This window comes from Enterococcus sp. NPDC086594 (genome assembly GCF_044746145.1).
In the GTDB taxonomy this organism is placed as follows: Bacteria; Bacillota; Bacilli; order Lactobacillales; family Enterococcaceae; genus Enterococcus_D; species Enterococcus_D entomosocium.
In genome coordinates this window covers 213,039-230,138 of the sequence record NZ_JBIVBP010000001.1, presented here as the reverse complement: position 1 = coordinate 230,138, position 17,100 = coordinate 213,039, and the positions used below count along the sequence as shown (strand labels likewise).

15 protein-coding genes, 1 tRNA gene and 2 other annotated features are annotated in these 17,100 nt (G+C 44.3%); of the genes, 13 read left to right on the top strand and 3 right to left on the bottom strand.

What is annotated here, in order from left to right; all coding sequences use genetic code 11:
* The first annotated feature begins 242 nt into the window (after positions 1 to 242).
* The 4 genes from ACIPK1_RS01075 to ACIPK1_RS01060 all read left to right on the top strand — a co-directional run bounded on the left by ACIPK1_RS01075 (position 243) and on the right by ACIPK1_RS01060 (position 3,512).
* Complete coding sequence (locus ACIPK1_RS01075; protein ID WP_301388598.1) at positions 243 to 1,211, top strand: NADP-dependent oxidoreductase; 969 nt, start codon at positions 243 to 245, stop codon at positions 1,209 to 1,211.
* Between the two features lie 14 nt (positions 1,212 to 1,225).
* Positions 1,226 to 1,588 carry a TIGR02328 family protein gene (locus ACIPK1_RS01070; RefSeq protein ID WP_301388600.1) on the top strand — a complete coding sequence of 121 codons (363 nt, stop codon included), beginning with the start codon at positions 1,226 to 1,228 and terminating at the stop codon, positions 1,586 to 1,588.
* A 153-nt stretch (positions 1,589 to 1,741) separates the two neighbouring features.
* Positions 1,742 to 2,803 (top strand): LLM class flavin-dependent oxidoreductase, encoded by a 1,062-nt coding sequence (locus ACIPK1_RS01065; RefSeq protein ID WP_015509212.1) that lies wholly within the window; start codon positions 1,742 to 1,744, stop codon positions 2,801 to 2,803.
* Positions 2,796 to 3,512 (top strand): NADPH-dependent F420 reductase, encoded by a 717-nt coding sequence (locus ACIPK1_RS01060; RefSeq protein WP_400449986.1) that lies wholly within the window; start codon positions 2,796 to 2,798, stop codon positions 3,510 to 3,512. Before ACIPK1_RS01065 ends, ACIPK1_RS01060 begins: the two co-directional genes overlap by 8 nt.
* A 235-nt stretch (positions 3,513 to 3,747) precedes the next feature.
* On the opposite strand, the gene ACIPK1_RS01055 is transcribed toward ACIPK1_RS01060, so the two are convergent.
* Entirely contained in the window at positions 3,748 to 4,200 is a 453-nt protein-coding gene (locus ACIPK1_RS01055) for a DIP1984 family protein (RefSeq protein ID WP_005234539.1), read from the bottom strand.
* A gap of 221 nt (positions 4,201 to 4,421) precedes the next feature.
* Positions 4,422 to 4,650 (top strand) — a binding site (T-box leader).
* A 112-nt stretch (positions 4,651 to 4,762) separates the two neighbouring features.
* On the opposite strand from ACIPK1_RS01055, the gene ACIPK1_RS01050 reads away from it, so the two are divergent.
* Complete coding sequence (locus tag ACIPK1_RS01050) at positions 4,763 to 6,415, top strand: peptide ABC transporter substrate-binding protein (RefSeq protein ID WP_086332601.1); 1,653 nt, start codon at positions 4,763 to 4,765, stop codon at positions 6,413 to 6,415.
* Between the two features lie 93 nt (positions 6,416 to 6,508).
* Here the strand turns inward: ACIPK1_RS01050 and ACIPK1_RS01045 are convergent.
* A tRNA-Leu gene (locus ACIPK1_RS01045) sits at positions 6,509 to 6,590 on the bottom strand.
* Positions 6,591 to 7,221: 631 nt separating this feature from the next.
* Positions 7,222 to 7,461 (top strand) — a binding site (T-box leader).
* A 92-nt stretch (positions 7,462 to 7,553) separates the two neighbouring features.
* On the opposite strand from ACIPK1_RS01045, the gene ACIPK1_RS01040 reads away from it, so the two are divergent.
* The 6 genes from ACIPK1_RS01040 (at position 7,554) to ACIPK1_RS01015 (ending at position 13,651) form a co-directional block, all read left to right on the top strand.
* A complete protein-coding gene (locus tag ACIPK1_RS01040; RefSeq protein WP_086332600.1) occupies positions 7,554 to 8,402 on the top strand; it encodes an S-adenosyl-l-methionine hydroxide adenosyltransferase family protein in 849 nt (282 codons plus the stop codon).
* Positions 8,399 to 8,953 carry an ECF-type riboflavin transporter substrate-binding protein gene (locus tag ACIPK1_RS01035; RefSeq protein WP_005234545.1) on the top strand — a complete coding sequence of 185 codons (555 nt, stop codon included), beginning with the start codon at positions 8,399 to 8,401 and terminating at the stop codon, positions 8,951 to 8,953. The genes ACIPK1_RS01040 and ACIPK1_RS01035 overlap by 4 nt, the downstream gene beginning before the upstream one ends.
* 26 nt (positions 8,954 to 8,979) lie before the next feature.
* Positions 8,980 to 10,689: an ABC transporter ATP-binding protein gene (locus ACIPK1_RS01030; protein ID WP_086332599.1), complete on the top strand. Its 1,710-nt coding sequence runs from the start codon at positions 8,980 to 8,982 to the stop codon at positions 10,687 to 10,689.
* Positions 10,679 to 11,509 carry an energy-coupling factor transporter transmembrane protein EcfT gene (locus ACIPK1_RS01025; RefSeq protein ID WP_005234547.1) on the top strand — a complete coding sequence of 277 codons (831 nt, stop codon included), beginning with the start codon at positions 10,679 to 10,681 and terminating at the stop codon, positions 11,507 to 11,509. The genes ACIPK1_RS01030 and ACIPK1_RS01025 overlap by 11 nt, the downstream gene beginning before the upstream one ends.
* 445 nt (positions 11,510 to 11,954) lie before the next feature.
* Entirely contained in the window at positions 11,955 to 12,839 is an 885-nt protein-coding gene (locus ACIPK1_RS01020; protein WP_016621435.1) for an ABC transporter ATP-binding protein, read from the top strand.
* On the top strand, positions 12,836 to 13,651 hold the full coding sequence (locus ACIPK1_RS01015) for an ABC transporter permease subunit (protein ID WP_008379151.1): 816 nt from the start codon (positions 12,836 to 12,838) through the stop codon (positions 13,649 to 13,651). Before ACIPK1_RS01020 ends, ACIPK1_RS01015 begins: the two co-directional genes overlap by 4 nt.
* 284 nt (positions 13,652 to 13,935) lie before the next feature.
* Here the strand turns inward: ACIPK1_RS01015 and ACIPK1_RS01010 are convergent, their stop codons facing one another.
* Positions 13,936 to 14,826 carry a neutral zinc metallopeptidase gene (locus ACIPK1_RS01010; RefSeq protein WP_301388612.1) on the bottom strand — a complete coding sequence of 297 codons (891 nt, stop codon included), beginning with the start codon at positions 14,824 to 14,826 and terminating at the stop codon, positions 13,936 to 13,938.
* A gap of 201 nt (positions 14,827 to 15,027) precedes the next feature.
* Here ACIPK1_RS01010 and ACIPK1_RS01005 point away from each other — a divergent pair, with 201 nt between their 5' ends.
* Together ACIPK1_RS01005 and ACIPK1_RS01000 are read left to right on the top strand one after the other, a co-directional pair.
* Entirely contained in the window at positions 15,028 to 16,668 is a 1,641-nt protein-coding gene (locus ACIPK1_RS01005) for a PRD domain-containing protein (protein ID WP_008379149.1), read from the top strand.
* Positions 16,665 to 17,093 (top strand): PTS sugar transporter subunit IIA, encoded by a 429-nt coding sequence (locus tag ACIPK1_RS01000; RefSeq protein WP_005234553.1) that lies wholly within the window; start codon positions 16,665 to 16,667, stop codon positions 17,091 to 17,093. The genes ACIPK1_RS01005 and ACIPK1_RS01000 overlap by 4 nt, the downstream gene beginning before the upstream one ends.
* Positions 17,094 to 17,100 lie beyond the last annotated feature (7 nt).

Here is a 17,100-nt window from a genome sequence, read left to right as displayed (position 1 = left end):
ATTTCGTATTTCTTGAGTAGCGTAATTGATTTTTAAAGAAAAGGCAATAAAAAAATGAAGAAAAAATAAACCCGTTTCTTTCAAGGCTTAGCAGGAGGAACGGCCAGGTGGCTGGGGCAGTTTCCAAACATATCATTTGTCAAATTTCTTCCTTTTGCCTAAGCTAGGGAAGTGAGAAATCAAGGGATGGAAAAACAGGAACCTCTCTTTGATGAAGAATGAATGTAAGGAGTGAAGCATCAATGGAAACACGTGCTGTCGTTATTGAAGCCTATGGTGGAAAAGACCAATTAAAAGAAGCAACGGTCCAATTACCTGAATTAAAAGCAAATCAATTATTAGTTAAAGTTGCCGCAACATCCATCAACCCAATCGATTGGAAATTAAGAGAAGGCTATTTGAAACAAATGTTTCCATGGGACTTCCCAATTATTTTAGGCTGGGATGTCGCAGGGGATATCGTAGAAATAGGCGCTGACGTGACAGAATTCAAAGTTGGCGATGCGATCTATGCCCGCCCTGAAACGACTCGTTTTGGGACGTATGCTGATTACGCCATCGTCGATGCTGAGTTAGCAGCGATCAAACCAGAAAACCAAAACTACGCAGAAGCAGTTGCAGTGCCATTAGCTGGTTTGACTGCTTACCAAGCGTTGTTTGAACACGGTCGTTTAAAAGCAGGGGAAAAAGTCTTGATCCATGCCGGAGCAGGCGGAGTTGGTACCTATGCGATCCAACTAGCAAAAGCAGCTGGCGCTTACGTCATCACGACGGCTAGTCCTCGTAACCATGAGTTATTACAAAAACTTGGTGCCGATGAGATCATCGATTACCACACGACAGATTTTGAAGAAGTCTTGCAAGACATCGATTTGGTCTTTGATACGATGGGGGGCGACACCCAGAAGAAAAGTTTCACTGTCTTAAAACCTAAGGGCCGTCTGATCTCGATTTTGAGTATTGAAGACGAAGACTTGGCAAAAGAAAAAGACATCTTCGCCAAAGCAGTTTGGTTACGAACCAACGGCAAACAATTGGCAGAATTGACAGAGCTGATCGAAGCAGAAAAAGTCACCAGTATCATCGGTGCAACCTTCCCATTGACAGCACAAGGAATTTACGATGCCCACGCATTGAGTGAGACACACCATGCAGTAGGTAAGATCGTTATTGAAAATCAAGACAATTTCATCAGCCAAGACGCAGAATAAAGGAGGCTGAACCGATGCGCTTATGGCATGAAGCACTGATACCTGCTTTGCCCCGGCAGCAGCTGTTAGGCCAGCATCGTGAAGCAGCAGCCTTACGAGGGTTAGGCTGGGGCAAGAAGCACGCAACGGTCGATTACGTTTTTACTCATCCACCCTATAAATTGGTTCAATACCATCAGTTAGTGCTGGATGAAATGACCCGTCGAGGCTATCGGCCAGCACCTGAATGGTACGATCCAGCGTATCGTGGCAAAAATCTGCCGCTGGAACCATTCGTTCAAGCAGTCCCTTTGACTACGACGATCTATCCAGAACATGATGAAGCATACTTGGAAGAATGCTTAGTGAATCTCCATCGTAAGGGGATCTATCTTTAAAGACCAAACACTTTCCTGAATTTTTGTTCGGGAAAGTGTTTTTTTCGCTTTAAAATCGTTAACTTACAAAAAGTAAGCATATTGTTCGCAACTTTTTTTGTTCCTTGTTATAGTGAGAACAGAGAATCAGTAATGAGAAATGAGGAAAAGAAAATGACCATCAATCACAGAAATCTTGAATTTGGGTTAGATACTTTTGGCGATCTAGCCTTTGATGATACAACGAAAGAACGGATCAGTTACAGCGAATCGTTGCGCAATATCGTAGCGGAAGGAAAATTAGCCGATGAAGTCGGCATCGATGTCATTGCCTTAGGGGAGCACCATCGGGAAGAATATTCGATCTCAAGTCCTGATACGGTACTAGCGGCTTTAGCAATGGTTACCAAAACCATCAAATTAGGTACCGGTGTAACTGTCTTGAGTTCGGATGATCCCGTGCGGGTCTACGAACGGTTCGCGACTGTTGATGCGTTGTCGAACGGTCGCGCACAAATCATGCTGGGACGAGGCTCTTTTACTGAATCATTCCCTCTATTCGGCTATGACTTGCAAGATTATGAAGAACTATTTGAAGAAAAAACAGCAATGTTCAGTGAATTGAGAAAAGGCAAACCATTAACTTGGGAAGGCAAGTTCACGCAATCCTTAAAAAATGCCGACGTTTTTCCAAAAATCGAGGGGCATCAATTAGATACCTATGTGGGTGTCGGTGGAACCCCTGAATCGATCATTCGTGCCGTCCGTTATGGGTTTCCCGTTATGTTAGCGATCATCGGTGGTGAACCTGCTCGTTTTGCGCCCTATGTTGACCTATATAAAAAGGCAGCGCAGCAACTGGGGCAACCGATTTTACCAATCGGCATGCACTCTCATGGTGTGATCGCCGATACCGACGAAGAAGCCTATGAAATCGGCTGGAATTACATCAAAAAGAGCATGGACAAAATCGGTCTTGATCGCGGCTGGCCAGCTATGAGCAAAGAGCGCTTTGACTTTGAAGTCGAACATGGGTCTTATTATGTTGGCAGTCCAGAAACCGTGGCGCAAAAAATCGCCCGTATGATGCCGCAAGTCGGTGTAGAACGCTTTGATCTGGTTTACGGTACTGGCGGCCAGCTGCAAAAAGACCGTTTCAAAACGATTGAATTGTATGGAACCAAAGTGATTCCACGAGTGAAAGAATTGTTGGCAGCAGGTGATGGCAATGCCTAAAACCATCGGTATTTTAGGCGCAGGCAAGTTAGGCTTAGCGCTCGCAAATCTTGGTGCCCAGGCGGGCTATCGGGTCTTGATTGCTAGTACGAAGCCAGCAGAAAAAATCGCCTTGTCCGTTTCTGTGTTGGCTCCGGGAGCAATCGCAAAAAATGCCGCTGAAGTGATAGCGGAAGCTCAAACGATCATTTTGGCCATTCCGTTGAGTAAGTACCAACAGCTGCCGGCAGAAGCTTTGGCTGGTAAGCTAGTGATCGATGCCATGAATTATTGGTGGGAAGTCGATGGCAAAGAAACAGAATACTCATCCATCGAGCAGACTTCTTCGGAACGTGTGCAACGCTATTTTTCCCAAAGTAAAGTAGTCAAAGGATTCAATCATATGGGGTACCACGACATCCAAGAGGAATCCTTGCTGACGAGAACGGCTGCTCAAGGAACTGCCAAAAAAGCCATCGCCATTGCTGGTGATGACCAAACCGCCCTCGATCAGACAGACGAAATCGTTGACGCTTTCGGCTTTGATCCCTTTCCTATCGGTGCTTTAGCTAATGGCATCATGTTGGAACCCGGCAGTCCTTTCTTTGGTGCCAATCAAACCAAAGAGGGATTGACGGCATTGATGAAGGAGTTTTGGAGCAGTGAGAAAGGGCAAGCGTTTCTGGCGCGTCCTTCCGCTGTGAGTAACAAGCAGCAGGCTTCGCAGTAAAAGAGCCGCCTCCATGTACGACTGGATACGATAAAAACAACCCTCTTCTCAAAAAAGAAGAGGGTTTTTCCCATCCAGTCAAATCAGCACGTGGTCGCTAAAAAATACAATGTGATTGTTACGATTGTGATTCGTAAGCAGTGGTTGTTACGTTTACGTCTCTGCCAGACGTTCCATAGTGTACATATCAGCCTGTACCTGCTTTGTGCTCGCCTTTGACACCCACCCATATTGATTAAAGATCGACTAGCCAGTTGGTTTGTTGGATCTTTCCATCTAATTCTCGCAGCTGCTTGGCGGTCGCATTCAATTGCTCCGTTAGCGTTTTTGTATCGATCGTACGCACCAGTCGAATTTCGTTGCGACCTATTCGGGGAGCTGCTTTGGTTTCATCCAGTGCTTGCGTTAGCAGTGCATGCTTGCGGCGCAGCTGTTCTCGCTGTTCTAGTGCTTCCATCAGCAATAACGCACTATCTGCTAAAGAGGCAGTCGCATTTTTCCGATTGATGGCAACGACTAATTCTGAATATTGTTGATTGATCTCATCGTATTCCTTGAACAATTCTGTGATACTACGATCCAAGGTATCGCCTTCTTGGACTAACACACTGCTAGAGATCTCGTTACGTAATTGAAACAGACGATTGTTCAAATCCCGTCTTAAAAGTAACGCTTCTGCTAATTTCATTTTGGCACACTCCTTTTTACAAATGAGAACAGCTTATCTAGTTCTTATCCTAGAGAAGAACGTGATGAAAGGCAAGCAAGATGCAAAAAAAGGTCTGCCAGAAAAATCATAAAAAACTGAATATTCGCAATTCTTGTTGACTTCCAAAAACACCAATAGTATACTTTATAACAATCATGAAATAGACCAAAAAACGTCATTTACCTGTTTTTTAGATAAAAAGAAAGACGATGAAGAGAAGAGTAGCTTTGGAATCTGTTAGAAGAGAACCCGGATGGTGAGAAAGGGCAGCAGAAAAAAAGTGAAGATGAGCTCTGAGTGATCTGATTTGTTCACGCAAATCAGACGGAAAGCAGCCGTTATCGTGCCAAGTATCTTAGCGTACTGTTGAGGTGCCATTTGTGAGGATGGTGCGAAAAAGGGTGGTAACACGAAAATCTCGTCCCTTTGTTTGTCAAAATTGATAAGCAAAGGGATGAGGTTTTTTCTTTTTATCGATGAATGCGTTTTTTGCCGTCATGAAAAACACTTGCGTTGGTTGCGCAATCACATAGGAGGAAGAATGGAAATGATCTGGAAGAAGCGTTTATTGGTTGCAGCAGGAGTGATTGGGTTGACCCTTTCCGGCTGCACGACAACAGGAAATACCGAGGGATCAGAGGCTGAAACTAACGGAGCGCCGAATCAAGCGATTGCGGTGAGTCTACCGGCTGAGCTGACGACTCTCGATACGACTCAAACGACGGATAAAGCAACATTTACCATCGTTCAACATTTATTCGAAGGGCTTTACCGTTTCGATGAAAACAGTGAACCAGTTCCGGGCTTGGCAGAAGGAGTCGAAATCAGTGAAGATGGCAAAACCTATACCTTTACCTTGCGAGAGGATGCGAAGTGGAGCAATGGCGAAGCGATCACTTCAGCTGACTTTGCTTATGCGTGGAAAAAGTTAGTCGATCCAGCAACGATGGGACCTAACGCCTATTTGTTAGATAATGTAGTTAATAGTAAAGACATTCGTGAAGGCAATGCTGATATAGAAACGATTGGTCTGGAGACCCCAGATGACGCGACCTTTATCGTGCAGTTGGAGCAGCCACAGCCATCCTTTTTATCCTTGATTTCCATCGGCTGGTTGGCACCGCAAAACCAAGCCTTTGTTGAAGAAAAAGGTGATACCTATGCTCGTACAAGTGAAGATTTGCTGTATTCTGGTCCCTTTACCTTGACCGATTGGCAACAGACTGGGGATGAGTGGACATTGGTGAAAAATGACCAATACTATGATGCTGATGTCGTTCAATTGGAAGAGATCAAAGGCTCCACCATCAAAGAAGAAAATACTGGGATCCAATTGTTTGAAAGCGGCGACCTGGATTTGCAAAAAATCAGTGGGATCTACGTTCAACAATATGGAGACAATGAAGAGCTAGTTACGCAAAATGATGTTGCGAACTTTTTCTTAGACTTTAACAAAACGGCCAACGATGCCTTGGCAAATGTTCATGTGCGTAAAGCGATCGCGTTGGCGATCGACAAAGAAAGTCTCGTGGCTAATGTGTTGAACGATGGAGCGAAAGTTTTAAACGGGCTGATCCCCACCGGCTTAGCTGCGAATCCAAATACCGGTGAAGATTTTCGAGCATATAGCGGTGATTACAACTTGTATGATTTAGAGGCGGCCAAGGAAGAGTGGGAAAAAGCCCAAGCGGAAATTGGCGAAAGTACGACGTTGCGTTTATTAGTGACAGATGATGACAATGGTCAAAAAATCGGGGAGTACTTGCAAAGCCAACTGCAAGAAAACTTGCCAGGCTTGTCGATCTCCATCAACAAACAGCCACGTGCCAGCTTGAATCAATCAAGAGCAAATAGTGATTACGAGCTTTCCGTTTCTGGCTGGATCGCTGGAAGTAGTGACATGGATATGTTCTTTATCTTATACAAAAATGGCGCTTCCTTTAACTACGGCGGCTATGTCAACGAAGAATATACGGCATTGACGGAAGATGCTCGCACCGTTCATGCCAATGACCCCGATCAATATTTTGAAGATTACAAAGCGGCAGAAGAAATTTTGTTGGAACAAGATGCTGCGCAAGTCCCTCTATACCAAAGTGCTTCAAATTATCTGATCAAATCAAATGTAAAAGACATCCAATTCCCAGCCTATGGCGCGCATTTCTTTTTCCGCACCGCCTATGTCAGTGAATAAGGAGAAAAATAGCTGAATGAAGAGCGCATGTTTATTCGATGAACATGCGCTTTTTGCAACAAAAAAAGCAGTTCAGAAAGCTGAACTGCTAAATGCGGAAGATGGGAGTTGAACCCACACGAGATAAACTCACACGCGCCTGAAGCGTGCGCGTCTGCCATTCCGCCACTTCCGCATAAGATAAAGATAATCCTTTCTAGGAAGAAATGCAAGTCCAATCTCACAAAAAGGAGCCCGCCAGCGGGGACTGGCGGGATAGGAGTAAAAATGAAAAAGTGTTAGGGTTGTTTGTTGGTATGCATTTATAATAGCGTGTAAATGTGAAAAAAAATTGACGAATCAAACAGAATTCTGAGAAGAAATCGCCAAGAAAAAGTGAAACTAGATAAAACAATCAGAAGACAAAAAGGAGCCCGCCAGCGGGGACTGACGGGATAGGAGTAAAAATGAAAAAGTGTTAGGGTTGTTTGTTGGTATGCATTTATAATAGCGTGAAAATGTGAAAAAAAGTTGACGAATCAAACAGAATTCTGAGAAGAAATCGCCAAGAAAAAGTGAATCCATGTAAAACAGTCAGAAGACAAAAAGGAGCCCGCTAGCGGGGACTGGCGGGAAGGAGTAAAAATGAAAAAGTGTTAGGGTTGTTTGTTGGTATACAAGTATCATACCGAGAAAATATGAAGAATTTTCGAGCGAAATTTAGGAATTGCGTGAATCTTTTGACAAATTATGCCTTCTGTTTGAAATTTTTCTTAAAAGAGAATTGACAAAAGGCACAAGCTTTGATAATTTAAATGAAACAAAATGCAAACGCGATGAAAAAGAAAGTAGAATCAAGGAAGTTGTCTAGCAGAGAGTTCCGGTAGGTGGGAAGGAACGACAACGAATGATTTGAAAATGACTTTGGAGCGGATTTTCTGACTAATTAGGAAAATACGGTTGCCCCGTTAACAAGCGACAGTCTCCGAGTGTTTTCGGGTACTGAATGAGGTGAAGCCTGTGAAGGTTTTGCAGATTAAGGTGGTACCGCAGGTGATGCCCTTAGCTTTGGCTAAGGGCTTTTTTTGTGTCTGAACGGTCAGCTGTTTCAAGCGCAGGTTTTGTTAAAAAGGAGAAAGGTTGTTGGGAGGAGAGAAAAATGCACAAATTAGTGGTTCAAACCGATTTTGGTTTGCAAGATGGAGCGGTTAATGCGATGTACGGGGTAGCTTATCAAGTGGCACCGGAGCTGGTCATTGCTGATTTGACTCATGAGATCGAGCCATACAACATTCATGATGCCAGCTATCGTCTGCTGCAAAGCGTCACCTATTGGCCGGCAGGAACGGTCTTTGTTTCAGTGGTCGATCCTGGCGTAGGGTCTGATCGACGAAGTGTGGTTGCCAAGTTGGCGACCGGACAGTTGGTTTTGACACCAGATAATGGCACACTGACTTATTTAGCGACTTATATCGGAATCACTGAACTACGGGTGATCAATGAGGCAACTGAGCGGTTGGCAGGATCAGCCGAAAGCCATACATTTCATGGTCGGGATGTTTATATGTATAACGCCGCGCGTCTCGCCAGTGGCGCCATCAGCTTTGATGAGCTAGGAACACCCGAACCTAAAAAAGCGATCCAAGTCTTTGCCATTGAAAAGCCAAGCCAAACAGCAGAAACGATCACTGGCACGATCGATATTCTTGATATTCGTTTTGGTTCGTTGTGGACGAATATTCCACATACGTTCTTTAAGCAATGGCAGGTACAGTACAATGAGCCGCTGCTCGTCAGTATTTATTACCAAGATACGCTGCGTTATCAAGAAGAAGTGCGTTTCGGACGCTCTTTTGCGCAAGTGTCGGAAAATGAACCTATCTTATATGTCAATTCCCTATTGAATATTGGTTTAGGGCTCAACTTGGCTTCATTTGCTGAAACCTATAAAATCGGGACTGGCACGAATTGGAAAATTACCCTCAAAAAAAGGAGAAATGAAAAATGAATCAATCAAAATTTACAGTAAAACACATTGTTGCTATCGGAATCGGTGCTGCCGTCTTTTTCGTCTTAAAACGTTTTGTCACGATTCCGACTGGTTTTCCAAATACAGATATCGCCACAGCCTATCCTTTCTTGGCATTATTAGGCGTTGTCTACGGTCCAATCGTTGCTGGTTTAGCGGGCTTTATCGGCCATGCCCTAGGAGATTTGACGACTTATGGTCCGTGGTGGTCTTGGATCGCCGCCTCTGGGATCTTAGGGGTGTTCTTCGGACTTTTGACTCGTTGGATTCCAATCCAGCAAGGAACCTTTGGCGCTAAAGAAATTCGGACCTTCTTGATTGGTGAATCGATCGCAAATTTGGTCGTCTGGGTGATCATTGCCCCAATCGGTGATATTTTGATCTATGGCGAACCAGCGAACAAAGTCTTTGCGCAAGGAGTCATTGCGGGATTGACCAACGCAGTCGTAACTGGGATAATCGGAGTGATCCTGCTAAAAGCCTATGCCCAAACCAAAACCAAAAAAGGCAGCTTGAGCAAGGAATCCTAAACAAAGAAATGTGTGAAGGCTAAAAAATGAAACAAAAAATCATTCAATTTACGAATTTTTCTTTCCAATATGATGCACAAGCGGAACCGACCTTGAAAAACATCGATCTAACGATCTTTGAAGGAGAAAAAGTCCTGATCGTCGGTGCTAGCGGTTCTGGCAAAAGTACATTAGGAAAATGTTTGAACGGTTTGATCCCGCAAAATGACGAAGGTAGTAGTACCGGAGCATTGACGATCGGTACCAATGCCTTTGGGCAAGCTTCCATCTATGAGCTGTCTTTGACCGTTGGCACGGTGCTGCAAGACACCGATAGCCAATTTGTAGGTTTGACCGTATCAGAAGATATCGTGTTTTCCTTGGAAAACGATCAGCGTAGTCAAGCTGTAATGCAGGAGGCGCTGCGCGTTTGGGCAGAAAAGACCGACTTAATGGATCATTTGGCAAAAAAACCGCAGGAATTATCGGGTGGCCAAAAGCAGCGTGTTTCAATGGCAGGTGTTTTGATCGACGAAACACCGATTCTACTATTTGATGAGCCCCTAGCCAACTTAGATCCGCAAACAGGTGTGGAAGCCATCAAAATGATCGACCAGCTGTATCAAGAGAAGCGTTTTACCACCATCATCATCGAACATCGCTTAGAAGAAGTGTTAGCCGCCGCTGTCGATCGCATCATCGTGATGGAAGAAGGCCGCATCATTGCCGACAGTACACCGAATGAACTATTAAAAACGGACATGCTGCAGCAAGTCGGCATTCGTGAACCACTGTATTTAGCCGCCTTAAAAAAAGCGGGGGTTCCTGTGACCGATGCTGCTGATTTGGTCGCGGTAGAAGCATTTGCATCACATGAGATTGCCGAAAAACTGACTAGGTTTCAAAAGGAATATCCGAAATCGGCACTTCCTAGCCAACAGCCGCCGTTGTTGGAAGCGAAGAATTTATCGTTTTCTTACCAAGTGGGCAAACCAATCTTGCAGGCACTGGATTTTACCATCCATCAAGGAGAAATGATTAGTTTGGTTGGGCATAATGGCGCAGGAAAATCGACCTTGTCCCATTTGATTACCGGCTTTTTGACACCGACTTCTGGCAAGTTGCTTTGGCAAGGAACAGACATGGGCAATGATTCCATCAAAGAACGAGCGCAAAAAATCGGGTATGTTTTGCAAAACAGCAATCAAATGCTGTCAAAAAACTTCCTGTTTGACGAAGTTGCCTTAGGCTTGCGCAACCGAAATGTCCCAGAGGCTGAAATCACAGAAAAAGTTCATCAGACCTTGAAAATTTGTGGTCTTTATCCGTTTCGCTCATGGCCATTGTCGGCACTAAGTCATGGGCAAAAACGCCGAGCCGCCATTGCAGCGATCCTCGTCTTAGATCCTGAACTCATTTTATTGGATGAGCCGACAGCGGGACAAGACTATCGCCATTACACCGAAATGATGCAATTTTTACAGGAGTTGAACCAGCGGGGATTAACGATTGTTATGATCACCCACGATATGCACCTGATGTTGGAGTATACACAGCGGACGATCGTTTTGACGCAAGGAACGATTTTGCTGGACGCACCGCCAGAAGTTGTTTTAGCAGACAAACAAGTGGTGAGTGCCGCGAACCTTAAAGAAACCAGCTTGTATACACTGGCGACCCTTAACCAGTTGACAGATCCCGCCGCTTTTACAGCCGCCTTCATTGCCAGCGAGAAGGAGGGACACGATGGAGAGTAATCTAATCGGCTATCTTGACCGCAAAACGTGGATCCACCAATTAAGCGGTGCCGCAAAACTGATTTGTTTTTTGCTGCTATCCGTTATCGGGATGATCTCTTATGATACGCGTTTTCTTATTGGACTGGCATTGTTTTCGGTCTTTCTATTTGCCAGTGCTGGAATTCGCTACCGAGATATCGCTTTTGTATTAAAATTTATCATCTTCTTTTCGATTTTGAATTTGGTGGCGGTCTATCTTTTCGCTCCAGAATACGGGGTGGAGATCTACGGGACGCGCCACGTGATTTTCGAAGGGATCGGTCGGTATACATTGACCCAAGAGCAAGTGTTTTATGAGTTGAATCTGTTGATCAAATATTTTGTCACGATTCCGCCAGGGTTGATTTTCCTGTTTACCACTAATCCAAGCGAGTTGGCGTCCAGTATCAACCGCATCGGGATCTCCTACAAGATCGCCTATGCAGTCGCACTGGCTTTGCGTTACATCCCTGATATTCAAGAGGATTTTCGAACCATTGCCAAAGCGCAGCAAGCACGGGGCGTGGAGCTTTCTAAAAAAGCACCTTTGCGCAAACGAGTGGCAGGCAATGTCGCGATCGCGATTCCTTTGATTTTTTCCAGCTTGGAACGGATCGACCATATTTCTGCTGCCATGGAGCTAAGAAGGTTTGGCAAGCATAAGCAGCGTACCTGGCTGAAAGCTAAGCCGATCCAAGGCAAAGATCTCTTGGCGATTGCTGTCGTTTGCTTGATCGTGGCGCTTGGATTGTTCTTGATGGTCCTTAATGGCGGACGCTTTTACAATCCGTTTCGTTAACAAATCAACACATGAAAACTTAAAAAAACGGACTCATTGTCAATAATGAAAGTGGGACGGATGAATCAACTCTGATTCATCCGGTCCCATAAATGATCGAGACAAAAAACGCAGGACAGTCAGTCAATTGACTTTAGCGAGTGCTACATTTGCTAAAGCCAGTTGCTGCTAGGTCTGCGTTTTTTTGCCGATAAAAAAAAGGAGCCCGCCAGCGGGGACTGGCGGGATAGGAGTAAAAATGAAAAAGTGTTAGGGTTGTTTGTTGGTATGTATTGATAATAGCGGGAAAATGTGAAAAATATCGGAAGAGAAAGTAATAGAAGTGTGTCAATCTTTTGATGATTTTCGTAAAACATTCCAGCGGAACCCTTTTAGATCTTTGATTGACGGAAACACGAAATAAGGCTACACTGATGGCATCAAAGCAGTACAAGGAGGGGACAGGATGGATGCCATTACGATCAACGGATTAAGCAAACAATACAACAAGAAGTACGCCATCGAGAATGTATCATTGCAAGTGGCAGAAGGAGAGATTTTTGGCTTTATCGGACCAAATGGTGCGGGAAAATCAACGACCATCAAAGTATTGTTGAATTTTATTAAACCGGATGCAGGGCATGCGGCGATTTTTGGACGAGATTGCCAACAAGCAGCCAAAGAAATCAAAACGTTTACTGGATATGTTTCCAGTGATGTACGGTTTTATTCAAAAATGACGACAGCAGAATTGCTGGCATTTACGGCAGATTTTCATCAAGTCAAGCAGCCAAAAAAAGAGATTCAGAATTTGATGGAGCTTTTTCAAATTGATCCAAACAAATCGATCGCAGAACTTTCTTTGGGCAACAAGAAAAAAGTCGGGCTTGCGAGCGCCTTGATTGCACAACCGAGAATGTTGATTTTAGATGAACCGACCAATGGCTTAGATCCCTTGATTCAAAAACGGCTGTTTGAAGAGCTCCTTAGAAGAAACAAACAGGGGATGACGATTTTTCTATCTAGCCATGATTTGCATGAAATTCAGACCTATGCCCATCGGACCGCCTTTATTCGTGAAGGACAGATCATCACCGTGAAAGAACTGAGTGAGGAAGAAAATTTCGGCAAAGTTGTAACGCTCACGAATGAGGGGAGCCTCTCATTAGCCGGCTTGGAAAACGTGCAAGTTCTTGCTCAGGAATCACACACCTTGCGTTTTTTCTATCAAGGGGACATGAATCAGCTGGCACATTTTTTAACCAATCCTGCCATTAAAGAGTTCACGATCGAACACCCAACCCTTGAACAGCAATTTATGCTGCTCTATGAAGGAGGTTCTCAAAAATGACTTTAATGAAAATCGACCTTAAAAATACCTTCAAAGGCTGGCTGGTCTGGACGATCCTTTTTGCAGCAATCATTTTTGCATTTACGGCTATCTATCCTCAAATGATCACGCCAGAAATGAAAACGTCCTTAGACCAGATGTTGGGCTCTTTCAGCCCAGAATTACTAAGCATCTTTAACATCCAACTGACAGGACCCTCAAGCTTGGTTTCACCGACAGGCTTTTTCGGGTACTACTTTCAATACTTATTTATCGCCGCGTGTATTTATGGGATGCTTTTAGGCTTGAACAGTCTGATCACTGAAGAATCAGAAGGAACGATCGAGTATTTATATGCTCAGCCTATTAGCCGCAGAGAAATCGTTGGGTGGAAGTTCCTCGCCCGATTGTTGCTGCTGACTGGCTTTTGGCTGATTGCCTATGGCAGTAGTCTGGCCTCGTTTGCTCTATTCAAACTACCAGGAGACGACCTGTCCTCTTTTATAGAAGAAATCAGCAAAATCTTCGTTGCCGAGTATGGTGTCTTAGTCTTCTTCCTCTGTCTAGGTTTCTTTTTATCCACGATCTTGCGTTCCAGCAAACAAACCGCAAGTGTCGGCTTAGGCTGCGTGTTCGGGCTGTATTTGCTCGGCATCGTGGGGGAACTCTACGATAAATTGGAATGGCTGGCAGGACTTTCGCCTGTGCGGATGGCATTACCCGTCCAACTCATGGATAACGGCGCCACATCAGTCCTATGGGTACTGCTGATCGGTGTATTGTGTTTCTTTGGCACCTTTTACCGTTACGAGCGCAAAGACTTGCAGGTCTGAGCACAACAATCAAAAGACAAAAAAGAGCCTGTCAGCGGGGACTGACAGGCAAAGGAGTAAAAATGAAAAAGTGTTAGGGTTGTTTGTTGGTATGCTTATATAATAGTCTCGAAATGTGAAAAAAGTATGACGAAGCAGGCACGTTTTTGCGAAAAAATCATTGCGGAAGTTAAGAAAGCGTAAAGCATCCCTTCACCAAAAGGCTTGAAGGGACAACAAGAACCTAAAATCACTCCGAAGCAGCAGGCGGTTCATGCTGTTTCGGAGTGATTTTTTAGTTAAAGCTACTTGCTCAAATTAAGGCTATCGACATTGAAGGTGTCGCCATGTGCTAAGTCACCATAATGATAGCCACGGTTAAACCAGTCCACGCGCTGCTGCGATGTGCCGTGCGTAAAACTATCTGGAACAACATAGCCTTGGTATTCTTTTTGCAGCGTATCATCCCCGATGGCATTGGCAGCCGTGATCGCTTCTTGAATATCGCCAGCTTCTAAAATCGGCTGTCCTTGATAGGTTTCGCCTTGCAAATATTTCGCAAAGGTACCAGCTAAGTAGTCAGCTTGCAACTCCAAGCGAACGCTGTACTGGTTGTACTCCTTCTCTGAAACTTGCTGGCGGATTTTGTCCAATTGTTGGGTGATCCCCAGCTCATTTTGCACATGATGACCGACTTCATGGGCGATGACATAGGCCATTGCAAAGTCGCCGCTTGCGCCATATTTATCAGAAAGCTCATTGGCAAAACTCAGATCAAGGTACACATTCTCATCTGCTGGGCAATAAAACGGACCAACCTGTGACGTGGCATAGCCGCATGCCGACTGGACACTTCCCGTAAATAATACGAGTGTTGGGTCTTGATAGGTTTCTTGCCGCTCTTGAAAAACGTCTTGCCAGTAATCTTCTAAATAGCCGAACACGACTGCGGAAAACTCTTTTTCTTCCGTGTACTCACTGGTGCCCACATTTTTTGTCTGGTAATTGGCTGCTTGTCCGCTGCCACCCAAGACATCCGGCAGCGAATTTAAATCACCACCGCTAAACAGGAAAAATAAAACAGCGATGATCACCGTACCGATCCCGCCACCAGCAGCCAACATCCCACCTGAGCCAGATGATCGCCCCGTTCGATCATCGACATTGCTGCTTTGTCTACCCCCACGCCATTTCATGTTATCTCCTCCTATATAAATCCTAGCTTAATTATAAGAGAAAGGCGGCAGATTGTGAAAAAAAGCGCCTTGAAATTGTTATAAAATGCCTTCAGGAGCCTTAAAAATCAAAGTGTACACTCCTTTTAATCATTCTTTAATCTAACAATTAGCCTTCTAATTTGGTACAGTAGCAATAAAATAGATGTAGAGGGTGAGCGTATGAAAATGAATTATTCGGGGACATCGGAACGAAGGATTTTGATTTTTAAACGGTTGATTGCTGGCGAGCACCTCAGCTATCAGCAGTTAGCAGAGGATTATTTCGTTTCCCGCAGCAGTATTGCCAAAGATATTTCTTATTTAAAAGAGCTGTTTCAAAAAGAAAGCTTACGTCTGAGATTTGATAATTCAGGTACATTTTTTGAAGGAAGTGAATCCCAGATCCATCGAGTGCTCAAACGCTTTTGCTTAATGATGCTGGATCAACCAGCGGCGTTTTCCTTGTTGGTGGAACCTGAGAAATACCAGGAAGTAAATCAGGCCTTTCGTCGAGCGTTAGTGGAAAAACAAGTAGAAATGCCCGACAGCTATATTCAAAGTATCGTCCTTTCCATCGTGCTGCTGATCGAGCGGGCGAGTCATGCGGAAAACTTAGTGATTGAAGAAAACCGCCAAGTGGGGAAGCTGTTTTTGGAGTTCGACAAATATCCGTTAGTCTATGAGCTACTGAAAGAAATCGAAGAACAACACATTTATCAATTTTCACCAAAAGAAGTGCAATATCTAACCTACCTGATTGTCGGTAGCGGCTTGAAATTTTTTATGAAAAGTGAAAAAGTTCCTTTCGTCTTTCGGGGAAAAGTGCGTAACTTGATTCAAAAGATCAGCGAAGGCTTAGGCACCGACTTGACCCAAGACAATCGTTTGGAAGAAGATGTGACGATCCATCTGTATCAACTACTGCTGCGGATCGAAGCGCAAACCACAGTCATCAACCCTTTGTTAGAAGAAATCAAACAAAACTATCCTGCCTTGTATGGCGTGGTCTGGTTCTCGCTTCATGATTTCTTGAAAGCGTATCAAGTGGGGATCTCTGATGATGAGATCGGATTTGTCACAATCCATTTTCAAGCAGCAATCGAACGAATGCGCCGCATGAACAAAATCATTTTTGTCTGTCCCAATGGCGTCGGCACTAGCTCATTTGTCTCTGCGAAAATCCGTCGCATTCTACCTGAGATCGACAGTATCGAAACCGTTTCAGTAGAAAAATTAAAGCAGATGGACATTTCGGCGATCGATTTTATTATTTCAACCATCGATCTCGTAGGGATTCAAAAACCTGTGGTGCGGATCTCGCCTATGGTGACCAATCGCGACATGAAGCGGATCATGAATCACTACATCGATTTAGTCATCGATAATGAGGCGGTGGTCGATCAAAATGGTTTACTTCTTCAAGCCCAATCGATGATCCAGCCAACCGTCTTTTTCGAGCGATTTGCCAGTAAAACAGAAGCCATCAATTTTTTGATCGAACAAACCCCTTTTAGTGATGAAAAACGAAAAGCGCAGTTTCAGCAATCCGTCATTGAAAGAGAGCAGCTACAATCAACCTATTTAGATAATGGCTTTGCCATCCCTCATGGCAATCCGAATTATGTCGAAAAAACAGCGATCTCGATCCTGCTTTTGGATCAGCCAGTAGAATGGGGCAACCAAAAAGCGGACATCATTATTTTATTGATGATCCGAGAGGATGAGACGCAAAAGGTGGAACCAATGATGAAATTGATCATGCAAGGAATCGAAAACAAAGAATGGTTCCTATCAAAAATGTTGGAGGTTAAATCAGAATGAAAGTGAAGGATTATTTGCCTGAGAAGCATATACAGACGGATGAGACAGTGGCAGATTGGCGCTCAGCCGTAAAATTAGCCAGTCAGCCCTTGCTCGATGAAGCGCTGATCACGTCAGAATACATCGAAGCGATGATTCAAAGCGTGGAAGAAAATGGTCCTTACATGGTGTTGGCGGATTACTTTGCGCTGATGCATGCCCGTCCTGGAGAAGGGGTTTTGGAGCAAAGTATGAGCCTTTTAGTAACGAAACAGCCCATCGATCTTGAGGGCAAACCGGTGCGGATATTTCTTGTCTTAGCCGCCGCAGATAGTGAAAGCCATCTAGAAAGCTTGAAAGAGATCATGGCGATCTTTATGGATGAAGAAAAATACAACGTGATATTAAACGGCGATCGGGAACAAATTTGTCAATTATTCCATTAGGAGGAAA